At 51.3% G+C, this 18,065-nt stretch carries 15 protein-coding genes and 1 tRNA gene; 2 read left to right on the top strand and 14 right to left on the bottom strand.

The features are described 5' to 3' along the window. Positions 1 to 55 precede the first annotated feature (55 nt). Together BLV87_RS05365 and BLV87_RS05360 are read left to right on the top strand one after the other, a co-directional pair. A complete protein-coding gene (locus BLV87_RS05365) occupies positions 56 to 2,689 on the top strand; it encodes a PAS domain S-box protein (protein WP_093066176.1) in 2,634 nt (877 codons plus the stop codon). Positions 2,690 to 2,852: 163 nt separating this feature from the next. Then, complete coding sequence (locus BLV87_RS05360) at positions 2,853 to 6,656, top strand: HAD-IC family P-type ATPase (RefSeq protein WP_093066174.1); 3,804 nt, start codon at positions 2,853 to 2,855, stop codon at positions 6,654 to 6,656. Positions 6,657 to 6,737: 81 nt separating this feature from the next. Here BLV87_RS05360 and BLV87_RS05355 read toward each other — a convergent pair whose 3' ends face one another. The 14 genes from BLV87_RS05355 to ruvB form a co-directional block, all read right to left on the bottom strand. Next, positions 6,738 to 7,082 carry a metalloregulator ArsR/SmtB family transcription factor gene (locus BLV87_RS05355; protein ID WP_093066471.1) on the bottom strand — a complete coding sequence of 115 codons (345 nt, stop codon included), beginning with the start codon at positions 7,080 to 7,082 and terminating at the stop codon, positions 6,738 to 6,740. 109 nt (positions 7,083 to 7,191) lie between these two features. Further along, positions 7,192 to 7,542 carry a DMT family protein gene (locus BLV87_RS05350; RefSeq protein WP_093066172.1) on the bottom strand — a complete coding sequence of 117 codons (351 nt, stop codon included), beginning with the start codon at positions 7,540 to 7,542 and terminating at the stop codon, positions 7,192 to 7,194. An 82-nt stretch (positions 7,543 to 7,624) separates the two neighbouring features. Beyond that, a tRNA-Lys gene (locus BLV87_RS05345) sits at positions 7,625 to 7,700 on the bottom strand. Positions 7,701 to 7,759: 59 nt separating this feature from the next. Continuing rightward, positions 7,760 to 9,025 (bottom strand): YeeE/YedE family protein, encoded by a 1,266-nt coding sequence (locus BLV87_RS05340; protein ID WP_093066170.1) that lies wholly within the window; start codon positions 9,023 to 9,025, stop codon positions 7,760 to 7,762. A gap of 64 nt (positions 9,026 to 9,089) precedes the next feature. After that, entirely contained in the window at positions 9,090 to 10,946 is a 1,857-nt protein-coding gene (locus tag BLV87_RS05335; protein ID WP_093066168.1) for an ATP-binding protein, read from the bottom strand. A 5-nt stretch (positions 10,947 to 10,951) separates the two neighbouring features. Beyond that, positions 10,952 to 11,170, bottom strand: a complete 219-nt coding sequence (locus BLV87_RS05330; protein ID WP_093066166.1) for a hypothetical protein — start codon at positions 11,168 to 11,170, stop codon at positions 10,952 to 10,954. 102 nt (positions 11,171 to 11,272) lie between these two features. Next, positions 11,273 to 12,202 carry a tol-pal system protein YbgF gene (gene ybgF / locus BLV87_RS05325; RefSeq protein WP_175517847.1) on the bottom strand — a complete coding sequence of 310 codons (930 nt, stop codon included), beginning with the start codon at positions 12,200 to 12,202 and terminating at the stop codon, positions 11,273 to 11,275. 4 nt (positions 12,203 to 12,206) lie between these two features. Further along, entirely contained in the window at positions 12,207 to 12,785 is a 579-nt protein-coding gene (pal, locus tag BLV87_RS05320; protein WP_139282124.1) for a peptidoglycan-associated lipoprotein Pal, read from the bottom strand. A gap of 20 nt (positions 12,786 to 12,805) precedes the next feature. Further along, entirely contained in the window at positions 12,806 to 14,038 is a 1,233-nt protein-coding gene (tolB, locus tag BLV87_RS05315; RefSeq protein WP_245706923.1) for a Tol-Pal system beta propeller repeat protein TolB, read from the bottom strand. A gap of 11 nt (positions 14,039 to 14,049) precedes the next feature. Continuing rightward, a complete protein-coding gene (gene tolA, locus BLV87_RS05310) occupies positions 14,050 to 15,234 on the bottom strand; it encodes a cell envelope integrity protein TolA (protein ID WP_093066158.1) in 1,185 nt (394 codons plus the stop codon). A gap of 35 nt (positions 15,235 to 15,269) precedes the next feature. Further along, positions 15,270 to 15,695, bottom strand: coding sequence for a protein TolR (tolR, locus tag BLV87_RS05305; RefSeq protein ID WP_093066156.1), 426 nt, complete (start codon positions 15,693 to 15,695; stop codon positions 15,270 to 15,272). Continuing rightward, positions 15,692 to 16,378 carry a protein TolQ gene (gene tolQ / locus BLV87_RS05300; RefSeq protein WP_093066154.1) on the bottom strand — a complete coding sequence of 229 codons (687 nt, stop codon included), beginning with the start codon at positions 16,376 to 16,378 and terminating at the stop codon, positions 15,692 to 15,694. Before tolQ ends, tolR begins: the two co-directional genes overlap by 4 nt. Further along, positions 16,375 to 16,785, bottom strand: a complete 411-nt coding sequence (gene ybgC / locus BLV87_RS05295; RefSeq protein ID WP_093066470.1) for a tol-pal system-associated acyl-CoA thioesterase — start codon at positions 16,783 to 16,785, stop codon at positions 16,375 to 16,377. Before ybgC ends, tolQ begins: the two co-directional genes overlap by 4 nt. Beyond that, complete coding sequence (ruvB, locus tag BLV87_RS05290) at positions 16,778 to 17,845, bottom strand: Holliday junction branch migration DNA helicase RuvB (RefSeq protein WP_093066152.1); 1,068 nt, start codon at positions 17,843 to 17,845, stop codon at positions 16,778 to 16,780. Before ruvB ends, ybgC begins: the two co-directional genes overlap by 8 nt. Between the last annotated feature and the right edge of the window lie 220 nt (positions 17,846 to 18,065).

Genomic DNA, 18,065 nt, shown 5'->3' with positions numbered 1-18,065 from the left:
GCGATATGCTACGTGCTGTTACCCATTAAAATCATAAGCCCTGCTAGGGAACTGCATGAATTGTTATTCAGATACTCATACTGCCAAGTCCTTGGTGGTAGATGATTTGCCCGATGATCCGCATGTCTTGCGGGAGTTGTTAGTGCAAACCCGTCAGGCACTTCAACGCAGCGAGGAACGTTACCAGACCTTGGTATCGTCCATGAGTGATCTGATTTTCCTGATAGATGCCGAAAACTGCTTGTTAGATGTTCAGTGTCGCGCCCCAGAATTGTTACTGATGTCCCCCGCTGCATTTCTCGGCAAACCCATTACCGCAGTATTGCCCCCTGATGCCAGTGAGCCTTACTTGGAATGCGCCGACCATGTGCGCCGCACGGGGGAAAACCGTCGTTACGAATACCCTTTGGTACTTCAGGGCGAAACACGCTGGTTTATGGCTTCACTGAACCGCCATGAAGACGGTGGTAAATTGGTGGTTGATGTTCGCAACATTACCCAGCGTAAACAAGATGAAGCGGAAGCCCGCGAGCAAACCCGCCTGTTCAATTTGATTACCGAGAACATGCACGACTACATCGGCGTGCTCAATCTCGATATGAGTGTATTGTACGCCACGCCTTCGCTGTATCAGCGCACGGGCTATAGCGTGGAGGAATTTCGTTGTCTGCCGTTTGAGCACTTGATGACGCCCGAATCCCTGACGCGGCTCCAACAATTGGTGGCAGACAATTTAACCCCAGAGAAATTAGCCGACCCGCAGCGTGACATTGCTTTCGAGGTGAATCTGGATGTTATCCGCAAAGACGGCTCCCACTATTGGTGTAACAGCAGTCACCGCCTGATTCGGGATGCGCAAGGGCGACCCGAATACATTCTCGAAACTGGGCGCGATATTACGGAACGCAAACGAGCCGAAGAGTTATTGCTGCGCAAGGATGCCTTGTTTGAAGCGGTGGCGATTGCGATGCAGGCATTGTTGTTTGAGCCTTGCATCAATGAAGCCATGCAACAGGCTCTGGCTGCGGTGGGAAATGCGACCAAACAAGATCGGGTGTATTTATTTGAATACCACGTTGACCCGTTCACGGGTGAACGTTTCATGAGTCAGCGTTACGAATGGGTACGTGACGGTATTAGCATCCAAATTGATAACCCTGAGTTACAAAACTTGTCGTTTGACGGCTTGTTTCCGCGTTGGTTTGACACATTGTCAGAGGGGCGAGCGGTATCGGGTTTAGTGGCTACGTTTCCTGAGACGGAACGTATGATTCTCGAAGCGCAGGATATTGTGTCGTTGATGGTTGTACCCGTGAATGTGGAGGGGCGTTTCTGGGGCTTTATCGGTTTTGATAACTGCTACATTGATTACCAATGGGGGCTGGAGGATCAGGCAATCCTCACGTCGATGGCAGCATCGGTCGGTGCGGCGGTAATACGCCATCGCTCAGAAGTAGCGTTGCGTGAAACCAATCTGAAGCTGGCGCAAGCCACCGAACATTCCCTCGCGATGGCGGCGAAAGCGGAAGAAGCCAGCAAAGCCAAAAGCCTGTTTCTCGCCAATATGAGCCACGAAATCCGCACCCCGATGAATGCGATTATTGGCATGAGCCACCTGGCATTGGGCAGTGACTTGAACCAGCGGCAGCACGATTATGTGGTTGAAATACAGCACGCTGCCCAATCATTGTTACGCATCATCAACGACATTCTCGACTTTTCCAAGATCGAAGCAGGTAAATTAACGCTGGAAATGACGCCTTTTCGTTTAGAGGATGTGGTGAGTAATGCGCTAACCTTGCAGCGTCAACAAGCGCAGGAAAAAGGCATTGCGTTGTTATTTGAGCTGCGTAGCCCACATCTGGAGGGCGAACAGGGCTTTTTCTTAGGCGATGCCTTGCGTTTAGAGCAAATACTCACCAATTTACTCACCAATGGGGTGAAATTTACTAGTCAAGGGCATGTGGCGTTGTACGTCGACGAGTTGGAACGTGGGGCGAACAGCAGTCACTTGCGCTTTTGCATCGAAGATAGCGGTATCGGCATGGATAGCATGGCGGTGAATGGTTTGTTTCAGGAATTTTCGCAAGCGGATGATTCGACCACGCGCCGTTACGGTGGCACGGGCTTGGGTTTGAGCATTGTCAAACGCTTGCTGGATTTGATGGGCGGTGAGGTCACGGTGAGCAGTGAACCGGGGCGAGGCTCGCGTTTCACCGTCACGCTTACCTTGGCACATGCGCTTTCATCTGCGCTTAGCCAAACACCTGCGCTAGAAGCCACTCGCCCGGCTGTCGCGCTACCGTTATCGGGTAAGCGTATTTTGGTGGTGGAAGATAACCCGATTAACCAATTGATTGCTTATGAAATTCTCACGCAATATGGGGCGGTAGTGGCGTGCGCGGATAACGGTCAGGAGGGTGTGGACAAAATCTTTGCCAGCGAATCGCCCGCGTATGACGTGGTATTGATGGATATTCAAATGCCGGTGATGGATGGTTACGAAGCCGCCCGTATGATTCGTGCGGATGCCCGTTACGCTGCCATGCCGATTATCGCGTTGACGGCAAATGCCATGAGCGAAGAAAGAGAACGTTGTTTGGCAGTGGGGATGAATGCGCATGTGGCGAAACCGTTTGAACCCACTGCGTTATTGCAGACACTCATGAATTCACTTGGACAATCCTAGTTTACTCAAAAAATCTCCCAAAGCGGTGCAATGTTTTAGCAAACACCACAAACAAAGGGTTTGTTGAAAGTACTTTTTTCTCTATTTATAGTAAATTTAATTCCTAGTAAAAAGGTAGGAGTTAGGCGAACTTGTGTAGGGTTATTTTGTAAGGAGTACGCTGATGTCTACCGACGACACCCCAAGCACAACAGATTCAATGGCGTGGCATAGCGTTGCCCCGCAAACAGCGTTGCAACAGCTTGATACCCAAGATCAAGGTTTGAGCAGTGCAGCCGCTAAAGTACGCTTGCGCCAACACGGTTTTAATCGCTTTACACCGCTGCAACACGCTGGTTTCTTCAAGCGCTTGCTACGCCAATTTCACCACCATTTTATTTACATTTTGCTGTTGGCTGCGACCCTGACGCTGATGTTGCAGTTATGGCTGGATACCGTGGTGATTCTGGGGGTGGTCGTTCTCAATATTATCTTGGGTTTGTTGCAAGAGCGGCGCACGGCGAAAACGCTGGAAGCGGTGCAACGTTTATTATCCCCCACTGCACAGGTATTGCGTGATGGGCAAGTACAAGCGTTGCCCGCTGAGCAGCTTGTGCCGGGTGATGTGGTGTTATTGGAAACTGGGAATCAAGTGCCAGCGGATGTGCGTTTGCTGCACAGCGACGGTTTGCAGTTGGATGAATCGGTCTTAATGGGGTATTCCGCCCCAGTGTTGAAAGGCATTAGCCGCTTGGACGCTGATACCGCACTCCCAGACCGCAACAATATGGCGTATGCGGGAACGCTGGTGTTGGCAGGACAAGGGCGGGGTGTGGTGGTCGCTACGGGGTCACGTACCGAATTGGGGATGCTGAATGCCTTGCTGGACAATAATGAGCCGTATGCAACCCCGTTAGGCGATGAATTAAAGCGTTTGATGAATGTGGTGGCTTTGGTATTGGCAGGCGCGGCGGCTTTGATTCTACTCATTGGCTGGTTGACGCCAGGGGTCAGTGGGCATAGCCCACAGGGGTTGTTGCAAGCGATGGCGAGTTTTGCAGTCGCGATTGTGCCGGAAGGTTTACCGGCATTGTTTGCGATTATGTTGGCGATCAGTGTCAGGCGTTTGGCGCGACAAGATGTGATGGTGCGCCAGCTTGCTGCCGTGGAAATCTTGGGAACGGTGAGCGTGGTGTGTACGGATAAAAGCCATACCCTGACCCGCCATGAATTAACCGTGCAAAAGGTGATTACCCCGCGTGGTGGAGTGCGCTTGCAGGGAGCGGGGTATGCCCCACAAGGCGCTATCTTGAGGGAAAATTTTGAGCTGCCCGAACACGATGACCGCGCTGATTTGCAACGGCTTGCTCAAGCTGCTGTATTAGCCAGTGACGCACAGTTGCAGCAGTTGGAGAAACACTGGCAAGTGCTGGGCGACCCCTTGGATGGGGCATTGCTGGTGATGGCGCATAAATGTGGGGTTGATCCTGATGCATTGCGGCAGCAGTTTACCCGGTTAGCCAGTATCCCGTTTGATCGCAGTTACCGTTATGCTGCGACGTTAAGTCAAGACGCAACAGGGGTGCAGTATGTGGCATTGAAAGGCGCACCCGAAGCCATTTTGCCGCGTTGCAGTCATGTGCAAACCGATACGGGTCTTGAGCCACTGCAACAAGACGTCTGGGAAGACAAGCTGAAAAAGCTTGCCGAAGAGGGCATGAAGCCGTTGGTGATTGCCAGCCGCCAACCCGATGCACCGTTGCAAACCCTAACGCATCAGGATGTGGGGTACGGGATGGTGCTATTGGGTGTGGTGGGCATCGGCGACCCGCCGCAAGCGTCAGCATTGGCAGCGGTACAAGCCTGCCAGCAGGCGGGATTGTCCGTCAAAATGCTGACGGGGGATCACGCGCTGACCGCTTGCGCATTAGCCAAGCAAGTGGGGATTGGTGATGGTGAAACCGTGTTAACGGGAGCCGATTTGGACGCATTGGATGAGGATGCCTTGCGAGAAACGGTGATGCACGTTGATGTGTTTGCGCGGTTACGCCCGGAACAAAAATTACGTTTAGTCAAAGCCTTGCAAGCACATGGTGAGCGCGTAGTAATGCTTGGCGGTGGGGTGAACGATACGCCCGCACTGGAACAGGCGGATGTTGGGGTGGCTCCCGGTATTCATGGCACGGAAGCCGCTAGGCAGTCAGCGGAAATCGTGTTGATGCGTGATCAGTTGCCCATGCTGATGACGGCAGTGCAGGAAGGTCGTCAGGTCTTTCAGAATTTTTACAAAATGGTGCAATTCATGTTGCCGACCAATGGCGCACAAGCCGCTGCCATTCTGTTGGCATCATGGTTTGGTTTGGCGTTACCGCTTATGCCGGTGCAAGTGTTGTGGGTCAATTTGGTGACAGCGGGTATTTTGGCGCTGACCTTGGCGTTTGAGAAAGCGGCGTTACCGGTTGCTCGCGGGCAACCCATCGCACAGCCGGTGGGATCGTTAATCAGCGGCTTCTTGGTGTGGCGGCTGTTGTTGGTATCGGGGCTGCTGTTGGTAAGCGTGTTAGCCATTTTCGAGTGGGAATTGCAGCGCGGTGAAACCTTGGAGGCGGCTCGCACGGCAGCGCTGAATACCTTGGTAATCGGGCAGATTTTCTACTTGTTGAGTGTGCGCCATGCGAGTGAACCGGGGTGGCAATGGGCAAGCTTGCGTGAAAATCCGTGGTTATTAGCCGCGATTGCCGTGGTGTTGGTGTTACAGGGTTTGTTCACGTATATGCCTGCTTTTCAGGGCGTATTTGGCACGGATGCAATTGATTTGTATGCGTGGTTCTGGATAGTCGGCGTTGGTTCATTGGTCTTTGTGGTCGTGGAGTTTGAAAAGGCAATGCAACGTAATGTGGAAGGTTGGGGGCGTGCCGTTTTGATTTACCTGTTACGGTATTTTGACCCGCGTTTCTGGCGGGAAAAAGGCTTGCGTTGGACGCTGCAATTTTTCCTGATTATTTTCTTGGTCACGCAGGCGCTGTTGATGTTTTTGTGGAGCCGTGACCCTGATACCTTTGACGTGCGTGCCAATGCGCGGCAGATGGTGGGTGTTAGTGCCAATGAGCCGTTGCGCCCCGGTGTTATTACCACAGCTACTTTGGCGCACATTGCCAATACCTTATTGGATAAGCCCGGTGGTTATTTGAGTAATGATGTGACCCCGCCGGGTATTGTGATGGACAATATTCCGAACTGGGAATTGGGTGTATTGACCCAACTGCGGGATATGTCGCTGGCAATGCGGGATGATTTGAGCCGTTCGCAATCACAGTCAGCCGCCGACCCGGACTTGGTGAGGGCGCAATTGCGGTTCAATACCGATGGTAAGCTGTGGTTGTTTCCTCCGGCAGAAAGCCAGTTCAATGAAGGGGCAGAGGCATTGGAGGCGTATTTGCAGCGTTTGCAGCAAGGTCAGGCACAGTTTTATTCACGGTCGGATAACTTGAATAACTGGTTGAACAAGGTGCAGCGCCAAATGGGGTCCTTATCCATTGCTTTGAGTGCCAGTGTTGGTATTCGGCAGGTGAAAGAGGAAGGCGCGGCAATGGAAAGCGATGGCAGTGCTGCCAAAGTGCCGGGGATTGAGTTGCAACCCGAAGTGTTACCGGCAAGCGATGACCCTAATGAAGTGATCGTCAAAACCCCGCGTTTAAAGGTTGACGATGTGTTTTATCAAGCACGCGGACAAACCTGGGCGCTGTTGCATTTATTGAAAGCGATTGAGGCGGATTTTGAGGATGTGTTGCGCCAGAAAAATGCCTTGGTGAGTTTGCGCCAAATCATTAATAAGCTGGAAGATACGCAAGCGATGATCTGGAGTCCGGTTATCCTCAATGGCAGTGGTTACAGTTTTGTGGCTAACCATTCTTTGGTGATGGCATCGCAAATTTCACGGGCGAATGCGGCATTGATTGATTTGGGTACTTTGTTACGGGAAGGTTAGGGGGAGCACTTGTGCCGTGTTTTGGGGGCATTGACCGCGTTGCTGAAGAAAACATGCGATTGAAGCAAGCAGTTGGTAACTTCAGCTTGTGCAGCTTTCCCCGATACGGTTGGCATTATCTAAACGCTGTCGGTCTGACAGGAACAGTGTTTCAGTCATGCTGCCTGAATGCAGGTTGTCCAAGGTAGCAGTTGCCCACTGGGGTAAGTCCGGGTGCAGGCGATAATACACCCATAGCCCAGTTTTGCGGTCTTGTAGTAAACCGCTCTCACGCAAAACTGCCAAATGGCGGGAAATTTTCGGCTGTGCTAGCTCCAATGCTTGGGTCAGTTCACAGACACATAGTTCCCGCCCTACTGCTAGTAATAACAGGATGCGTAGACGGGTCTGGTCGGCAAGGGCTTTGGTGAAAATTTCCAATTGCATAATATTTTGATAGCGATAGAAGAACATAGTCAAGTATAGCGCGGTTGCCCCGCTTGCGCAGATGTGCAGAAAGATGAACTTTTTGTGACAGCTAAGATTTAATGTCCAGCTACAGCTTATCGCGAAAAATAAAATACACGGCTCCCAGTATACATACCCCTGCCCACAGGTAGTCTAGTTTGAGTGGTTCTTTCAAGTAGAACACTGCAAAAGGTACAAATACTGTCAAGGTGATCACTTCTTGCATAATTTTGAGTTGCCCGACACTGAGTGCTGTGTAGCCAATGCGGTTGGCGGGTACTTGCAGCAAGTATTCAAACAGGGCAACGCCCCAACTGAATAATGCAGCGATGAGCCATGGTTTGTGATTGAGTTCCTTCAGATGGGCATACCAAGCGAACGTCATGAACACGTTGCTGCATAGCAGTAGTAGGATGCTGATGATAATGGGGTGTTGCATGGTAGGAGTTGTTCCATAAGACGATAGAACGTCAGAAACAAAAAAGGGCTGCACTTTTATGGGTGCAACCCTTTGTTTTGTATGGTGGGCCGTGTGCGACTCGAACGCACGACCACCTAATTAAAAGTCAGATGCTCTACCGACTGAGCTAACGGCCCGTGAGAGAGCGCTATTATAAGGAAAGACTTTTGGCTTGCAAGTCTTTTTTCAGGTTCGGTTAAACTTTTTCCAGTTTACGCAAAGATTCAGGCAGTAGTTTCAAATCGACTAAGCCGGTAATTAACGCTTTGCCAAAACTGGCTTCTTCTTCGTACATCATTTTGTAGAACTGTACTTTCATCGTCAGTGCACTACCCAGTACGATGCCAGCAAAGGCGATAAATGAGCCAATCGCGAGGGTAGAAACACCGGTAATTGCTTGCCCGACTGTGCAACCCATTGCTAATACCCCGCCGATACCCATTAGGGTTGCACCTAAGACGTGGTTAATCACATCGCCCACAGAAGCGAACCATTCGATGCGGAACGTGCGGCTGACCAATGCCCAAGCTAATGAGCCTGCCATCACACCAAAGAAAGCCATCACACCAAAGGTTAACAAACTGCTGTTGAAACCACCCGCTGCGTAGCCCACCGCTTGCGCCATTGGATTGATGAAGGTAAACGATTGTGAGCTGAGTGCTGCACCGATAGCCGGTTTGCCCTCCTCAGATTCTGCCAGCATGTCCCATTCACTGTAATATTGGGTAAGGGGGTAAGGTTGCTCGTCGATGGTTACGACGATATTGCTGGTGACATACCACGCCGCTAAAACGCATAAACCGACGGCAATGCCGCCAAGTGCGAAGTCGCTACTGCTGCGGAAATCTTTGGATTTGAATGCCAGCCATACTAGAAATAGTCCAATAATCAAACCAATGACCAGCCGTGCGCTCAAGGCATTGTCTTCGCCTGCAATGACGCTGCCCAAGTCTTGTGAATTGCCCATATTCACGGCTAAAGGATTAAGCCATGGGTAGAATAATAAAGAGTACAAGGTTTTATCCGAGCCGGGGAATGGGTTTAACATGAAATAGGCGACAACCCCAATGATCAGAAACACGAAAATGGATTTGAGATTGCCCGCCCCAATGCGCACTAAGCACTTATTGCCGCAGCCGCCAGCAATTGTCATGCCGATGCCAAACAGAATACCACCGAGTAGATTTTCAGCCCAGATCAGTTGCCCATTACGGTAGGGCGGGTAAGAGCCGTTGGCATTCACCAGCCCCACCATTTCCAGTAACACCACCCCTAATAGGGCAACACCAATGGCTAAACCCCATGCACGGAAACGCCCGGTATCGCCCATATTGATCCAGTCCGATACTGCGCCCATTGTGCAAAAGTGTGTCTTGTTGACGATTGCCCCCATGATGAAGGCAATCACAAACCCCGCGATCAGCAAAAACGACTGTGCGGATGCAAAATTATCAAATGTCATATTAACTCCTCTAGCTGTAGTGCAGAGGCGATTATAGTTTGACAAATCGCAAAGAAGAAAGCCTCTATACCTTCAGGGTATGGTTCCCTTGCTGGCAATGGATGCTTTGTGCCAGTTTGACCCCTTCCGGTTGGGTTTGGGCTGTCAACCAGATTTGGCTCATTACACCTTTACTGGTTTCTGCCAAACTTTCTAGGGTGTTTTGCGTGCGTTCGGGATCAAAAAAGGCAAAGGGCTCATCCAAAAACAGCATTTGTTTGTCAGTTTTAGTGGCATCTGCTAATGCATTCGCCAGTGCGATGCGCATAGCCAAAGCGACTTGCCGTTGTGTACCAGTGGAGATTTCATTGAAATCGAGGTAATCACCTTTTTCTTCTGACAATACCTTTAGGCTGAAGTCAGGCAAGATTTCTAGGGATTTGTAGTGGGTTTGGGTGAAACGTTGTAACAACTCTGGGCAACGGGTTTTGACCAACTGGTTGAAGCGTTCGATAGAATGGCTGGCGTCACGTTGCAACAGGTCGATGGCTGTGCTGGTGACAACTTGTTGGCGACGTTCGTTTTCTAGCGTGGTTTCTTGCTCGGTTGCTAATGTTTGCAAATGAGCACGATGTTCCAGTTGCTGTTGGGCAGTCAGAATATCGGCTTTAACGGTTTCATGGTGTTGTGCCAGTTCTTGACGGCGGTTGGTCAGTCCAACATTCAGGGTGTCAGCGGCACTGTGCACGTATAGCGCTTTGGATTGATACCGGCGTGCTGATTGTGTCCACTCTGGTATGGCAACCATATCGGGGTGGTTGGTGCTGGTTGCGGGGAAATCCAAGTGTTTTTCCACTAAATAATCGATGCTATCGGTTTGTAAGTGGCGGCTGATGGGTTGGGTACAAGCTTGGTAACTATCTTCCAATGCCGCTGCAAGGTGGTTGGCTTGGGTTTGCAGCGGACGCAAGCGCCGGACTTCTACATACCAACCATAAACTAAGAGGATTGCCCCGACCAAGGCTGCAATCGAGGCGAGTCGAATAGCGCCACGCCCCAATAAGTCTTGCGCGGGCGCAGAGATATTGCCCAATAGTTTGCTGCCCCATTCTGGGGTAAACATCAGAAATAAGCCAACGAGTAGCGCAACGAGAAACACAAGCAAGGTGATTTTAGTCCATAGCCCGATCTTACGGGTGTTGCGCTCAACACCTTTAAAAGCCTCGAGATTGGCGGGGTAGGCTAGTGATTCCTTGTCTAGCCGTTGTCCCATTAAGGTGAGTTGTTGCTGACGCGCTTCAATATCCGCAACAATCGTGTTGAGGCGTGGCAGTTGAGTGTCATCAATATGCAAGGTGTTGATGGCATTCAGTGTATGGCGGCTGCGGCCTTCCATTTCCTTGAGGGTATCGAGGCGTTCTTGTTGTTCGCGTTCGAGTTGTTTACTTAAATTGGCGTGTTCTCTAAGGCCAGCAATGGCGCGTAGATTATCACTGTCACCTTCCTTGGTGTTGCTGCTTTGTTGTCCCCAGTAAAAGGCTTTGGAAAATGCACTGTAATAATAGCCGAATAGCGCTTTGATCTGACGCTCCACACTTTCCGGGGTATCGGCAAGCGTGACTTCTTCCTCAGTGGAAAACAGCGTCGCGGCAACATTGCCCTCGGTGTCGATCGAGCGCACTAGGCGGTATTCGTGCCCCCGGTGTTGTAAGCGTAGGGCAACGCTGGCTTGGTTGGTTCCCCAGTGAATCAATTTGGCTGCTTCTTCGGGGGGGACTTGATCGGTGCGCCCGAACAAACCGAATTGGATGGCATCACCAATGCTGCTTTTGCCCGATTCATTGCCACCAATCAGGGCGATAAGGCCACGATCAGGCAAATTATCCAGTTGCAGACTGGTGTATTTACGGAAGTTTTCGGCGTTAATGGCAGTGATGATCATCTGACTTACTCCATATGCCGAGTGGCTTCAAGGCGGCTGATCACCAGTGCGACAGCATCCGCATACACGTGTGGATCAAAGCCATCCGCATGGGTATGGCGAGGAAAGTCTTGTTGGCAAAACTCCATGAAACGTCGCGCTGCGGCGGTTTTTAACGGCGTGGGTGGTAATACTTGTGTTAGATCAAGAGTCGGTGGGGATTTGGGGCTTTTTTTGCCGAACATGCGTATCTCCGCTATTTTTAATGGTCATCCATGCCCAATAACTATATGCAAAGAAGCAGAATTTTGCAGAAGAAGCTGTCAGTCTGATTAAAAAAGAGGGGCTTAGTGCCCCTCAGTCTGCATTTGGTCGAGCCGTGCTTTGGCCAATTTGCTGGTTTCGGCGTTATCCGGGAAGAAGCTAATCACGTCTTCCAAGGTCTTGCGGGCTTTTTCCCAGTCTTTGAGTTCGTAGAAGCTGTAGCCTAACTTGAGTGCAGCATCCGGGGCTTTGTCGCTACCTTTGTGTTCTTTGAGTACCACCAAGAACTCTTCAATAGCTGCTTTGAAATCTTTTTCAGCGTATAACGCTTCACCTACCCAGTATTGTGCACTGGCAGCCAGTGGGCTTTTGGGGTAATCCTTGAGGAAAGCGCGAAATTCTGGAACCGCTTCCTTAGGATCTTGCAGCAAGGTTTGGAAAGCATGGTCATAAACAGAACGCTCTTCCTGTTCGGGTAGCGCTGCTTTGTCAGGCGTTTTTATCTCACTGCTATTCGCCGTATCTGCTTTGACGTCTGTGGATGCATCTGTTTTAGCCTCTGCTGGAGGAGCAGCCGCGTTATTCGCAGGTGGATTTTTGTCATCTGACTTGCCAGTGCCGTAGCTGTAGAAGCCGTTGGGATCTGTTTTAGTTACCTTGTCGGTAGCGTCAGTGGCGGATTCCTTGGCTTTAAGAGCAGCGGCGTCCGTATTGTCCAGCACTTTGTCAGCAGAAGTGCCGCTGTTCGTGGTGTCGGGAGTCTCGCTTTGCAGCTTTTCAATCCGTTCGTCAACTTGTTGAAAGGTATCCTGCTGACTTTTGCGGATGGTTTCCAGCTCATTTTGCAGGGTTTCGTTATCACCCCGCAGGTTGCGCAGTTCTTGCTCCAGCTCATTCACCCGTTGCAGTAACTGGACAGCCGCTTCATCTGACATGGGTTGCGCCCCGACGGGAGCAATCAGTAAGGTAGCTACCAAAGCGGCTAGGACGCTGCGGTTTAGCTTGTTTTGCATGACATTATTCTCCGGCATATTTGATTTCGACACGGCGGTTTTTACCCCACGCGCTTTCATTATGCCCGAAAACCGCAGGAACTTCTTCGCCATAACCGATGACTTCCATCTGGTTGCTACTGCTACCTTTGACTTGCATGTAGTCGAGTACCGAATAGCCACGTCGCTCAGACAGGGCGACGTTGTATTCGCGTGAGCCACGTTCGTCGGCATGGCCTTCTAAACGCACGCGCAGGTTAGGGTAGGCGGCAAGCAAGGAGGCGTGAGCATTGAGGATATTCATGTACTCCGGTTTGATCTCCGAGCGGTCAAGATCGAAGTAAATGACCCGCTGCGCCAGAATGCTGTTGGGGTTGCGCAATTCTGCGGGTGTGTATTGCCCAGTACCTGTGCCGTAGCCGTTTCCGTAAGTGCCACCCGTGCCGTAACCGCCGGTACCGTAGCCACCGCCCGTTGTGCTGCCAGTGCCGTAGCCACCACCGGTTGTACCGCCCGTGCCTGCACCATTCGGCGGAACTTGTTGGCAGCCAGTGATACTTAATGCAGCAACCAATACTGAAATTGCTAATGTTTTCCTATTCATAACACTCATCTCGCTATTCATTAATCAAGGTAGGGGGACCATGCGGGGTCGCGTACATCGCCCGCCTGTGAATACAGGCTTTGGTGAGCTTTACCATTGTCACTGGCGACGGCTAGGGAATTGCGCCCACCGGCATCCGTTGCGTATAACACCATCATGCCATTCGGGGAAATGGCAGGCGAATCGTCTTGGGTACCGCGTGAAATGGTGCGTTCCTGTTTGGTCGCAGCATCCATAATGGTGATGCTGGATGTACCGCCAGTTTGCCGTACCATCGCGACGCTATTGCCTGCAATGCTGGCTCCAGCGTTATAGCCGCCACTGAAGGACATGCGGCTTTCACCGCCACCACTCGCAGTGGTTTTGTACAATTGGGGTTGCCCGCTGCGGTCAGAGGTAAATACGATGGTATTGCTGTCTGCCCATTGCGGTTCTGCATTGATACCGCGTGTATTGGTAATCTGGCGTGCGCCACCACCATTAGCACCGGCAACAACAATGTTGTAATTGCCACGTTCCGCCACACTGTAGGCAATGGAGCGCCCATCCGGCGACCAAGAGGGGGAAATGCTGGAGCGGTTCGGGTCAGAAATGGTGCGCTTACTGCCTGAGGCTAAATCTTGGGCGTATACCACCGGTCGCCCGGTTTCGTAGGAGACGTAAGCCACTTGTCTGCCATCGGGTGACCAACTCGGTGACATGACCGGCTTGCGTGAGGAAACGATGGTGCGTGGGGTGAAACCGTCTGCGTCCGACACGATCAGTTGGTAGGTTTGGTTTTTTGCAGGGCCACTGGCGGATACGTAGGCGATGCGGGTATCGAATGCGCCTTTAACACCGGTGAGTTTTTCAAAAACGAGATCGGCGGCTTTGTGTGCCATGCGGCGCTGGTTTTGGTGTGACGGAATGCGAAATGCGCCTTCCGCTTGCCCGGTGCGTAAATTGATCAGTTGGAAATTCATATCCCCGTTATGACTGCCGACCACTGCGTATTCTGCGCCGGTCGCCCGCAAGGCTTCGGGGGATAAATTACCCCCAATACGGGCGGGATCCATCAGGGCAAAACGTCCGCTGCGTTGCAGATCCGCTTCGATCACTTTGGAGAGCGGGCTGAATGGCGCAATAATGATGCTGGTTTCACCGGCAGTGGCATCAATGTCAATGCGCGAGTGTAATTCTTCAGCCATTGAGGCGAGTGGTAAGCCAAGTCCGGTGACTAACAGGACGGAGGCCAATAAAGTGGTTGTTTTCATGTGCATTGCTGTTAATCCATCTTGATAACGTGGGTATCGTTGTACAGTTCTTTGTATTCTGGACGTGGAAACGGATCAGAGCGGTGGACAGCCGCTTTGATTGATTCACAAAAAGCCGCGCTGCCATCACAAGACAAGGTAAAGCGTTGAATCCCGCCGGATGGGCTGATCATTAGGCGGATCGTGGCAGACATGCCGAAGCGTTCGGCTGGTTTGTTCCAATTGGCTTTAATCTTGCGGTTGACGGCAGATTTCCAAGCTGCCCTAGCGGAGCTGAGGTCACTGTTGCTGGGGCCTGCGGCAGCCGCTGCTGCTCGACGGGCTTCTTCTTCAGCCGCTTTGCGTTTGGCTTCAGCCGCTTTCCATCGCTCACGGTCGGCCGCAAGTTGGGCTTCTTCTTCAGCCGCTTTTTTACTGGCAAGGGCTTCTGACTTGGCTTTGGCGTCGGCTTCTGCTTTAGCTTTTGCTGCGGCCTCTGCTTTGGCTTCGGAGGCAGCTTTGGCTTTGGCTTTGGCTTCGGCAGCAGCGGCTGCTTTAGCTTCTGACTTGGCTTTGGCAGCGGCCTCTGCTGCGGCGTTGGCTTTTTCGCGGGCTTTCTTTTCGGCAAGAGCTTTGGCAGAGGCTTCCGCCTTGGCTTTGCTGGCGGCTAGGGCTTGTTTGCGTTCAGCTTCTTTTTCTTCAGCTAATGCTTGGCGGCGGGTTTCGGCTCTGGCTTCGGCACGGCGGCGAGCTTCGGCTTTGGCACGTTCTTCGGCAGCCGTTTCTTGGCGTTCTGCCGCTGCTTTTTCGCGGGCAGCCGCTTGTTGTTGGGCTTTTTCGGCAGCCGCTTTTTCTGCTGCTGCTTTTTCACGTGCTGCTTCTACTTTGCTTTCTGCCAATGCTTTACGTTGTGCCTCGGCTTGTGCTGTTGCAGCCGCTGCTGCTTCAGCCGCCTCTGTATCGGTGTTTGTTGTGGGTGGAACCTCGGCTGGAGAGGTGTCTTGGGTTGCGGTTAAGGCGGTGCGTTCCGGTTCGCTGGTTTTAGGTTCTTCTGGGGGGAGTGTTCCTTCGGGAAGCGTGACCTCGATGGCGGTGTTTTCAGCGGTATCCGGGCGATCGGTTAGCTGGAAACTAAGCAATAGCACTGCCACTATGAGGATGTGCAGGGCGATAGCCCAAAAGAGTGCTTGTGGTTTATTGCGTATTTCTTTAAACATGATCTTGTCATTAGCCCTGTTAGATCATTGGTGTGTTAGGGGCGCTCAGGCGGTGCGGGATCCGCCATCAGGCCAATTTTTTTTGCGCCAGCTTGCTGCACGGCGACCATGGCGTCCATCAGGTGACGGTATTCGACGGTGCTATCGGCGCGCACATACACCGGGCGTTCGGCTTTGGCATCCAATTGGCTGGTGACGTATTCTGTCACATCGGCAGCAGGAACTTCTGTGCCATCATCCAGAAATAATTTACCACTGGCATCAACGGAAATCGTCAACGGCTCTTGTTGGTTATTGGCATCTAACGGTTCTGCTTGCGCATCAGGTGCATCCACGGTGACACCGGTTTGCATGATGGGGGCAGTGACCATGAAAATAACCAGCAAAACCAACATAACGTCGATATACGGCACGACGTTCATTTCTGCCATGATTTTACGGCGACGGCGCGAACTGCTCATGCCGCTTTCCTTGGTGTATTGGCGTGACGCTCCAATAAGGCCGTGAACTCTTCCCGGAAGTTGTCGTAACTCACGACCAGACGGTCGATTTTATCACTGAAACGGTTGTAGGCAATGACGGCTGGAATCGCAGCAAATAGACCAATCGCAGTGGCAATCAGTGCTTCCGCAATACCGGGAGCGACGACACCTAAAGTAGCTTGCTGCATTTGTCCTAGTGAGATAAACGAGTTCATGATTCCCCACACTGTGCCAAATAAACCAACATATGGGCTAGTCGAGCCGACGGTGGCAAGAAACGCTAGATTTTGTTCCAAATCATCCACTTCTTTGGAAGCAGCGACGCGCATTGAGCGTTGCACGGAATCTGTTACGGATAGTCGTGATGTCGGGTCTACGTTGAGTGCACGTTTGTACTCGTGGAAGCCGTCATAAAAAATCCGCTCTAACCCGTGCCGCTGTGCTTTCTGAGACAACTCTTCGTATAAGGAGTTCAGTGAAACACCGCTCCAGAAGCGTTCTTCAAATTTGGTGACATTGCTTTGGGTGCTGTTAATCGTGCTGGATTTGACCATGATTAAAGTCCAAGACAGCAGCGAAGCCAATACCAGCAAGATCATCACAATTTTGACGACCAAGCTGGCATCCATGATCAGCTTGAGTATGGAGAGGTCTGTTGTCACTGAAGAAGTTCCCTGATTGCTGTTGGAATAGATGTTGAACGAAAGTTGCCCGTGCTGACACAGACTACTTTGACGCTGGCAGTTGTCAAGAGTTCACGTGAATTATTGCTGCCTTCACGCCAAATTTCCTGTTTAAATGCAATACTTGCCCGACCAATGGTGTCAATGCTAGCACTAACCAACAATGCATCATTAAACTGGGCAGGTTTGCGGTAGGCAATTTCCAATCCGGCCACGACGAAGACAATATTTAATTCTTGTGCCAACTTGTCTTGTTCAAAGCCTAGGGTACGTAGCCATTCGGTGCGGGCGCGTTCCATGAACCGTAGGTAGTTGGCGTGATACACCACGCCGCCTGCGTCAGTATCTTCGTAGTAGACGCGCACTGGGAGAATAAATTCATTCAAACAGGTCAAAACTCGTGCCTTCTTCGTCAGTATTGGCGTTTGAGAGATTCAAACGTGAGGGGATGTTTAGCCCAAAATGTTGCCATGCTCTGCGGGTGGCGACCCTGCCACGCGGGGTGCGCATCAGGAAACCTTGCTGGATGAGGAAGGGTTCGAGTACATCTTCAATAGTGCCGCGTTCTTCGCCAATCGCCGCTGCCAAGCTATCAACACCCACTGGGCCACCGTCAAATTTTTCCATGACAGCCAACAGCAGACGTCTGTCCATATGATCAAAGCCTTGATTATCAACATTGAGCATGTTGAGGGCTTTATCCGCCATCTCGCTATCAATCAACCCTGTGCCTTTTACTTGCACGTAATCGCGTACCCGGCGCAGCAGGCGGTTGGCAATACGGGGTGTGCCGCGTGAGCGGCGGGCGATTTCTTGTGCACCACCGCCATCAATCCGCGCACCTATGATGCCGGAAGCGCGTTGCACGATGTAAGCTAGGTCATCAATATTGTAAAACTCCAGACGTTGCACAATACCAAAACGGTCACGCAATGGTGAGGTCAGTAAGCCTGCTCGCGTGGTTGCTCCCACTAGGGTGAAGGGGGGCAAATCCAATTTGATGGAGCGTGCCGCAGGGCCTTCACCAATCATGATGTCGAGTTGGAAATCTTCTAGGGCGGGGTAGAGGATTTCTTCCACCATCGGGCTAAGTCGATGGATTTCGTCAATAAATAATACGTCGTGAGGTTCGAGGTTGGTGAGCAGGGCGGCTAAATCCCCGGCTTTTTCTAGGACTGGCCCTGAGGTTTGACGCAGGTTAGCTCCCATTTCATGGGCTATGATATGGGAAAGCGTGGTTTTGCCCAGACCCGGCGGGCCAAAAATTAGCACGTGATCCAGTGCTTCTCCACGATGGCGAGCGGCATGGATGAAAATTTCCATTTGTTCGCGAACGACTGGCTGCCCAATATAGTCTTGTAAGCGGCGTGGGCGAATATGTTCCTCTGTATACGTCTCTTCACGATGGTTGCGCGGTGAGAGGATATGTGATGTTGGTTTTTCCATAAGATCAATGTTTTAGCCGTATGAGAAATGGTGATAGTGTAGCGGTTTTGACGCAAGGTGTTCCAGTGCCTCTCAGTGTTTTCTATTTTTCGCGATATCATGTTTAAAGAGATTGATTAATAGGCATTGCAGTAGGCATTTGGTAATAAAAAATCATTTCTTCTTTTATGATCAGAAAAATGAATCAAAAAGTAAAAAAATTCGCAGAAATCATGTGAAA

This window comes from Thiothrix caldifontis, assembly GCF_900107695.1.
Classification (GTDB): Bacteria; Pseudomonadota; Gammaproteobacteria; order Thiotrichales; family Thiotrichaceae; genus Thiothrix; species Thiothrix caldifontis.
The sequence above is the reverse complement of the archived record's forward strand: the minus strand, read 5'-3'. Positions and strand labels throughout refer to the sequence as shown.

What these genes read in the sequence shown, in the direction of transcription:
- BLV87_RS05340 (WP_093066170.1), bottom strand. Translation starts at nt 9,025, where the DNA reads ATGACATTTGATAATTTTGCATCCGCACAGTCGTTTTTGCTGATCGCG.
- BLV87_RS05330 (WP_093066166.1), bottom strand. Translation starts at nt 11,170, where the DNA reads ATGTTCGGCAAAAAAAGCCCCAAATCCCCACCGACTCTTGATCTAACA.
- pal (WP_139282124.1), bottom strand. Translation starts at nt 12,785, where the DNA reads ATGAATAGGAAAACATTAGCAATTTCAGTATTGGTTGCTGCATTAAGT.
- tolA (WP_093066158.1), bottom strand. Translation starts at nt 15,234, where the DNA reads ATGTTTAAAGAAATACGCAATAAACCACAAGCACTCTTTTGGGCTATC.
- tolB (WP_245706923.1), bottom strand. Translation starts at nt 14,038, where the DNA reads ATGAAAACAACCACTTTATTGGCCTCCGTCCTGTTAGTCACCGGACTT.
- ruvB (WP_093066152.1), bottom strand. Translation starts at nt 17,845, where the DNA reads ATGGAAAAACCAACATCACATATCCTCTCACCGCGCAACCATCGTGAA.
- BLV87_RS05355 (WP_093066471.1), bottom strand. Translation starts at nt 7,082, where the DNA reads ATGCAATTGGAAATTTTCACCAAAGCCCTTGCCGACCAGACCCGTCTA.
- BLV87_RS05360 (WP_093066174.1), top strand. Translation starts at nt 2,853, where the DNA reads ATGTCTACCGACGACACCCCAAGCACAACAGATTCAATGGCGTGGCAT.
- BLV87_RS05365 (WP_093066176.1), top strand. Translation starts at nt 56, where the DNA reads ATGAATTGTTATTCAGATACTCATACTGCCAAGTCCTTGGTGGTAGAT.
- ybgF (WP_175517847.1), bottom strand. Translation starts at nt 12,202, where the DNA reads ATGCAAAACAAGCTAAACCGCAGCGTCCTAGCCGCTTTGGTAGCTACC.
- BLV87_RS05350 (WP_093066172.1), bottom strand. Translation starts at nt 7,542, where the DNA reads ATGCAACACCCCATTATCATCAGCATCCTACTACTGCTATGCAGCAAC.
- BLV87_RS05335 (WP_093066168.1), bottom strand. Translation starts at nt 10,946, where the DNA reads ATGATCATCACTGCCATTAACGCCGAAAACTTCCGTAAATACACCAGT.
- tolR (WP_093066156.1), bottom strand. Translation starts at nt 15,695, where the DNA reads ATGAGCAGTTCGCGCCGTCGCCGTAAAATCATGGCAGAAATGAACGTC.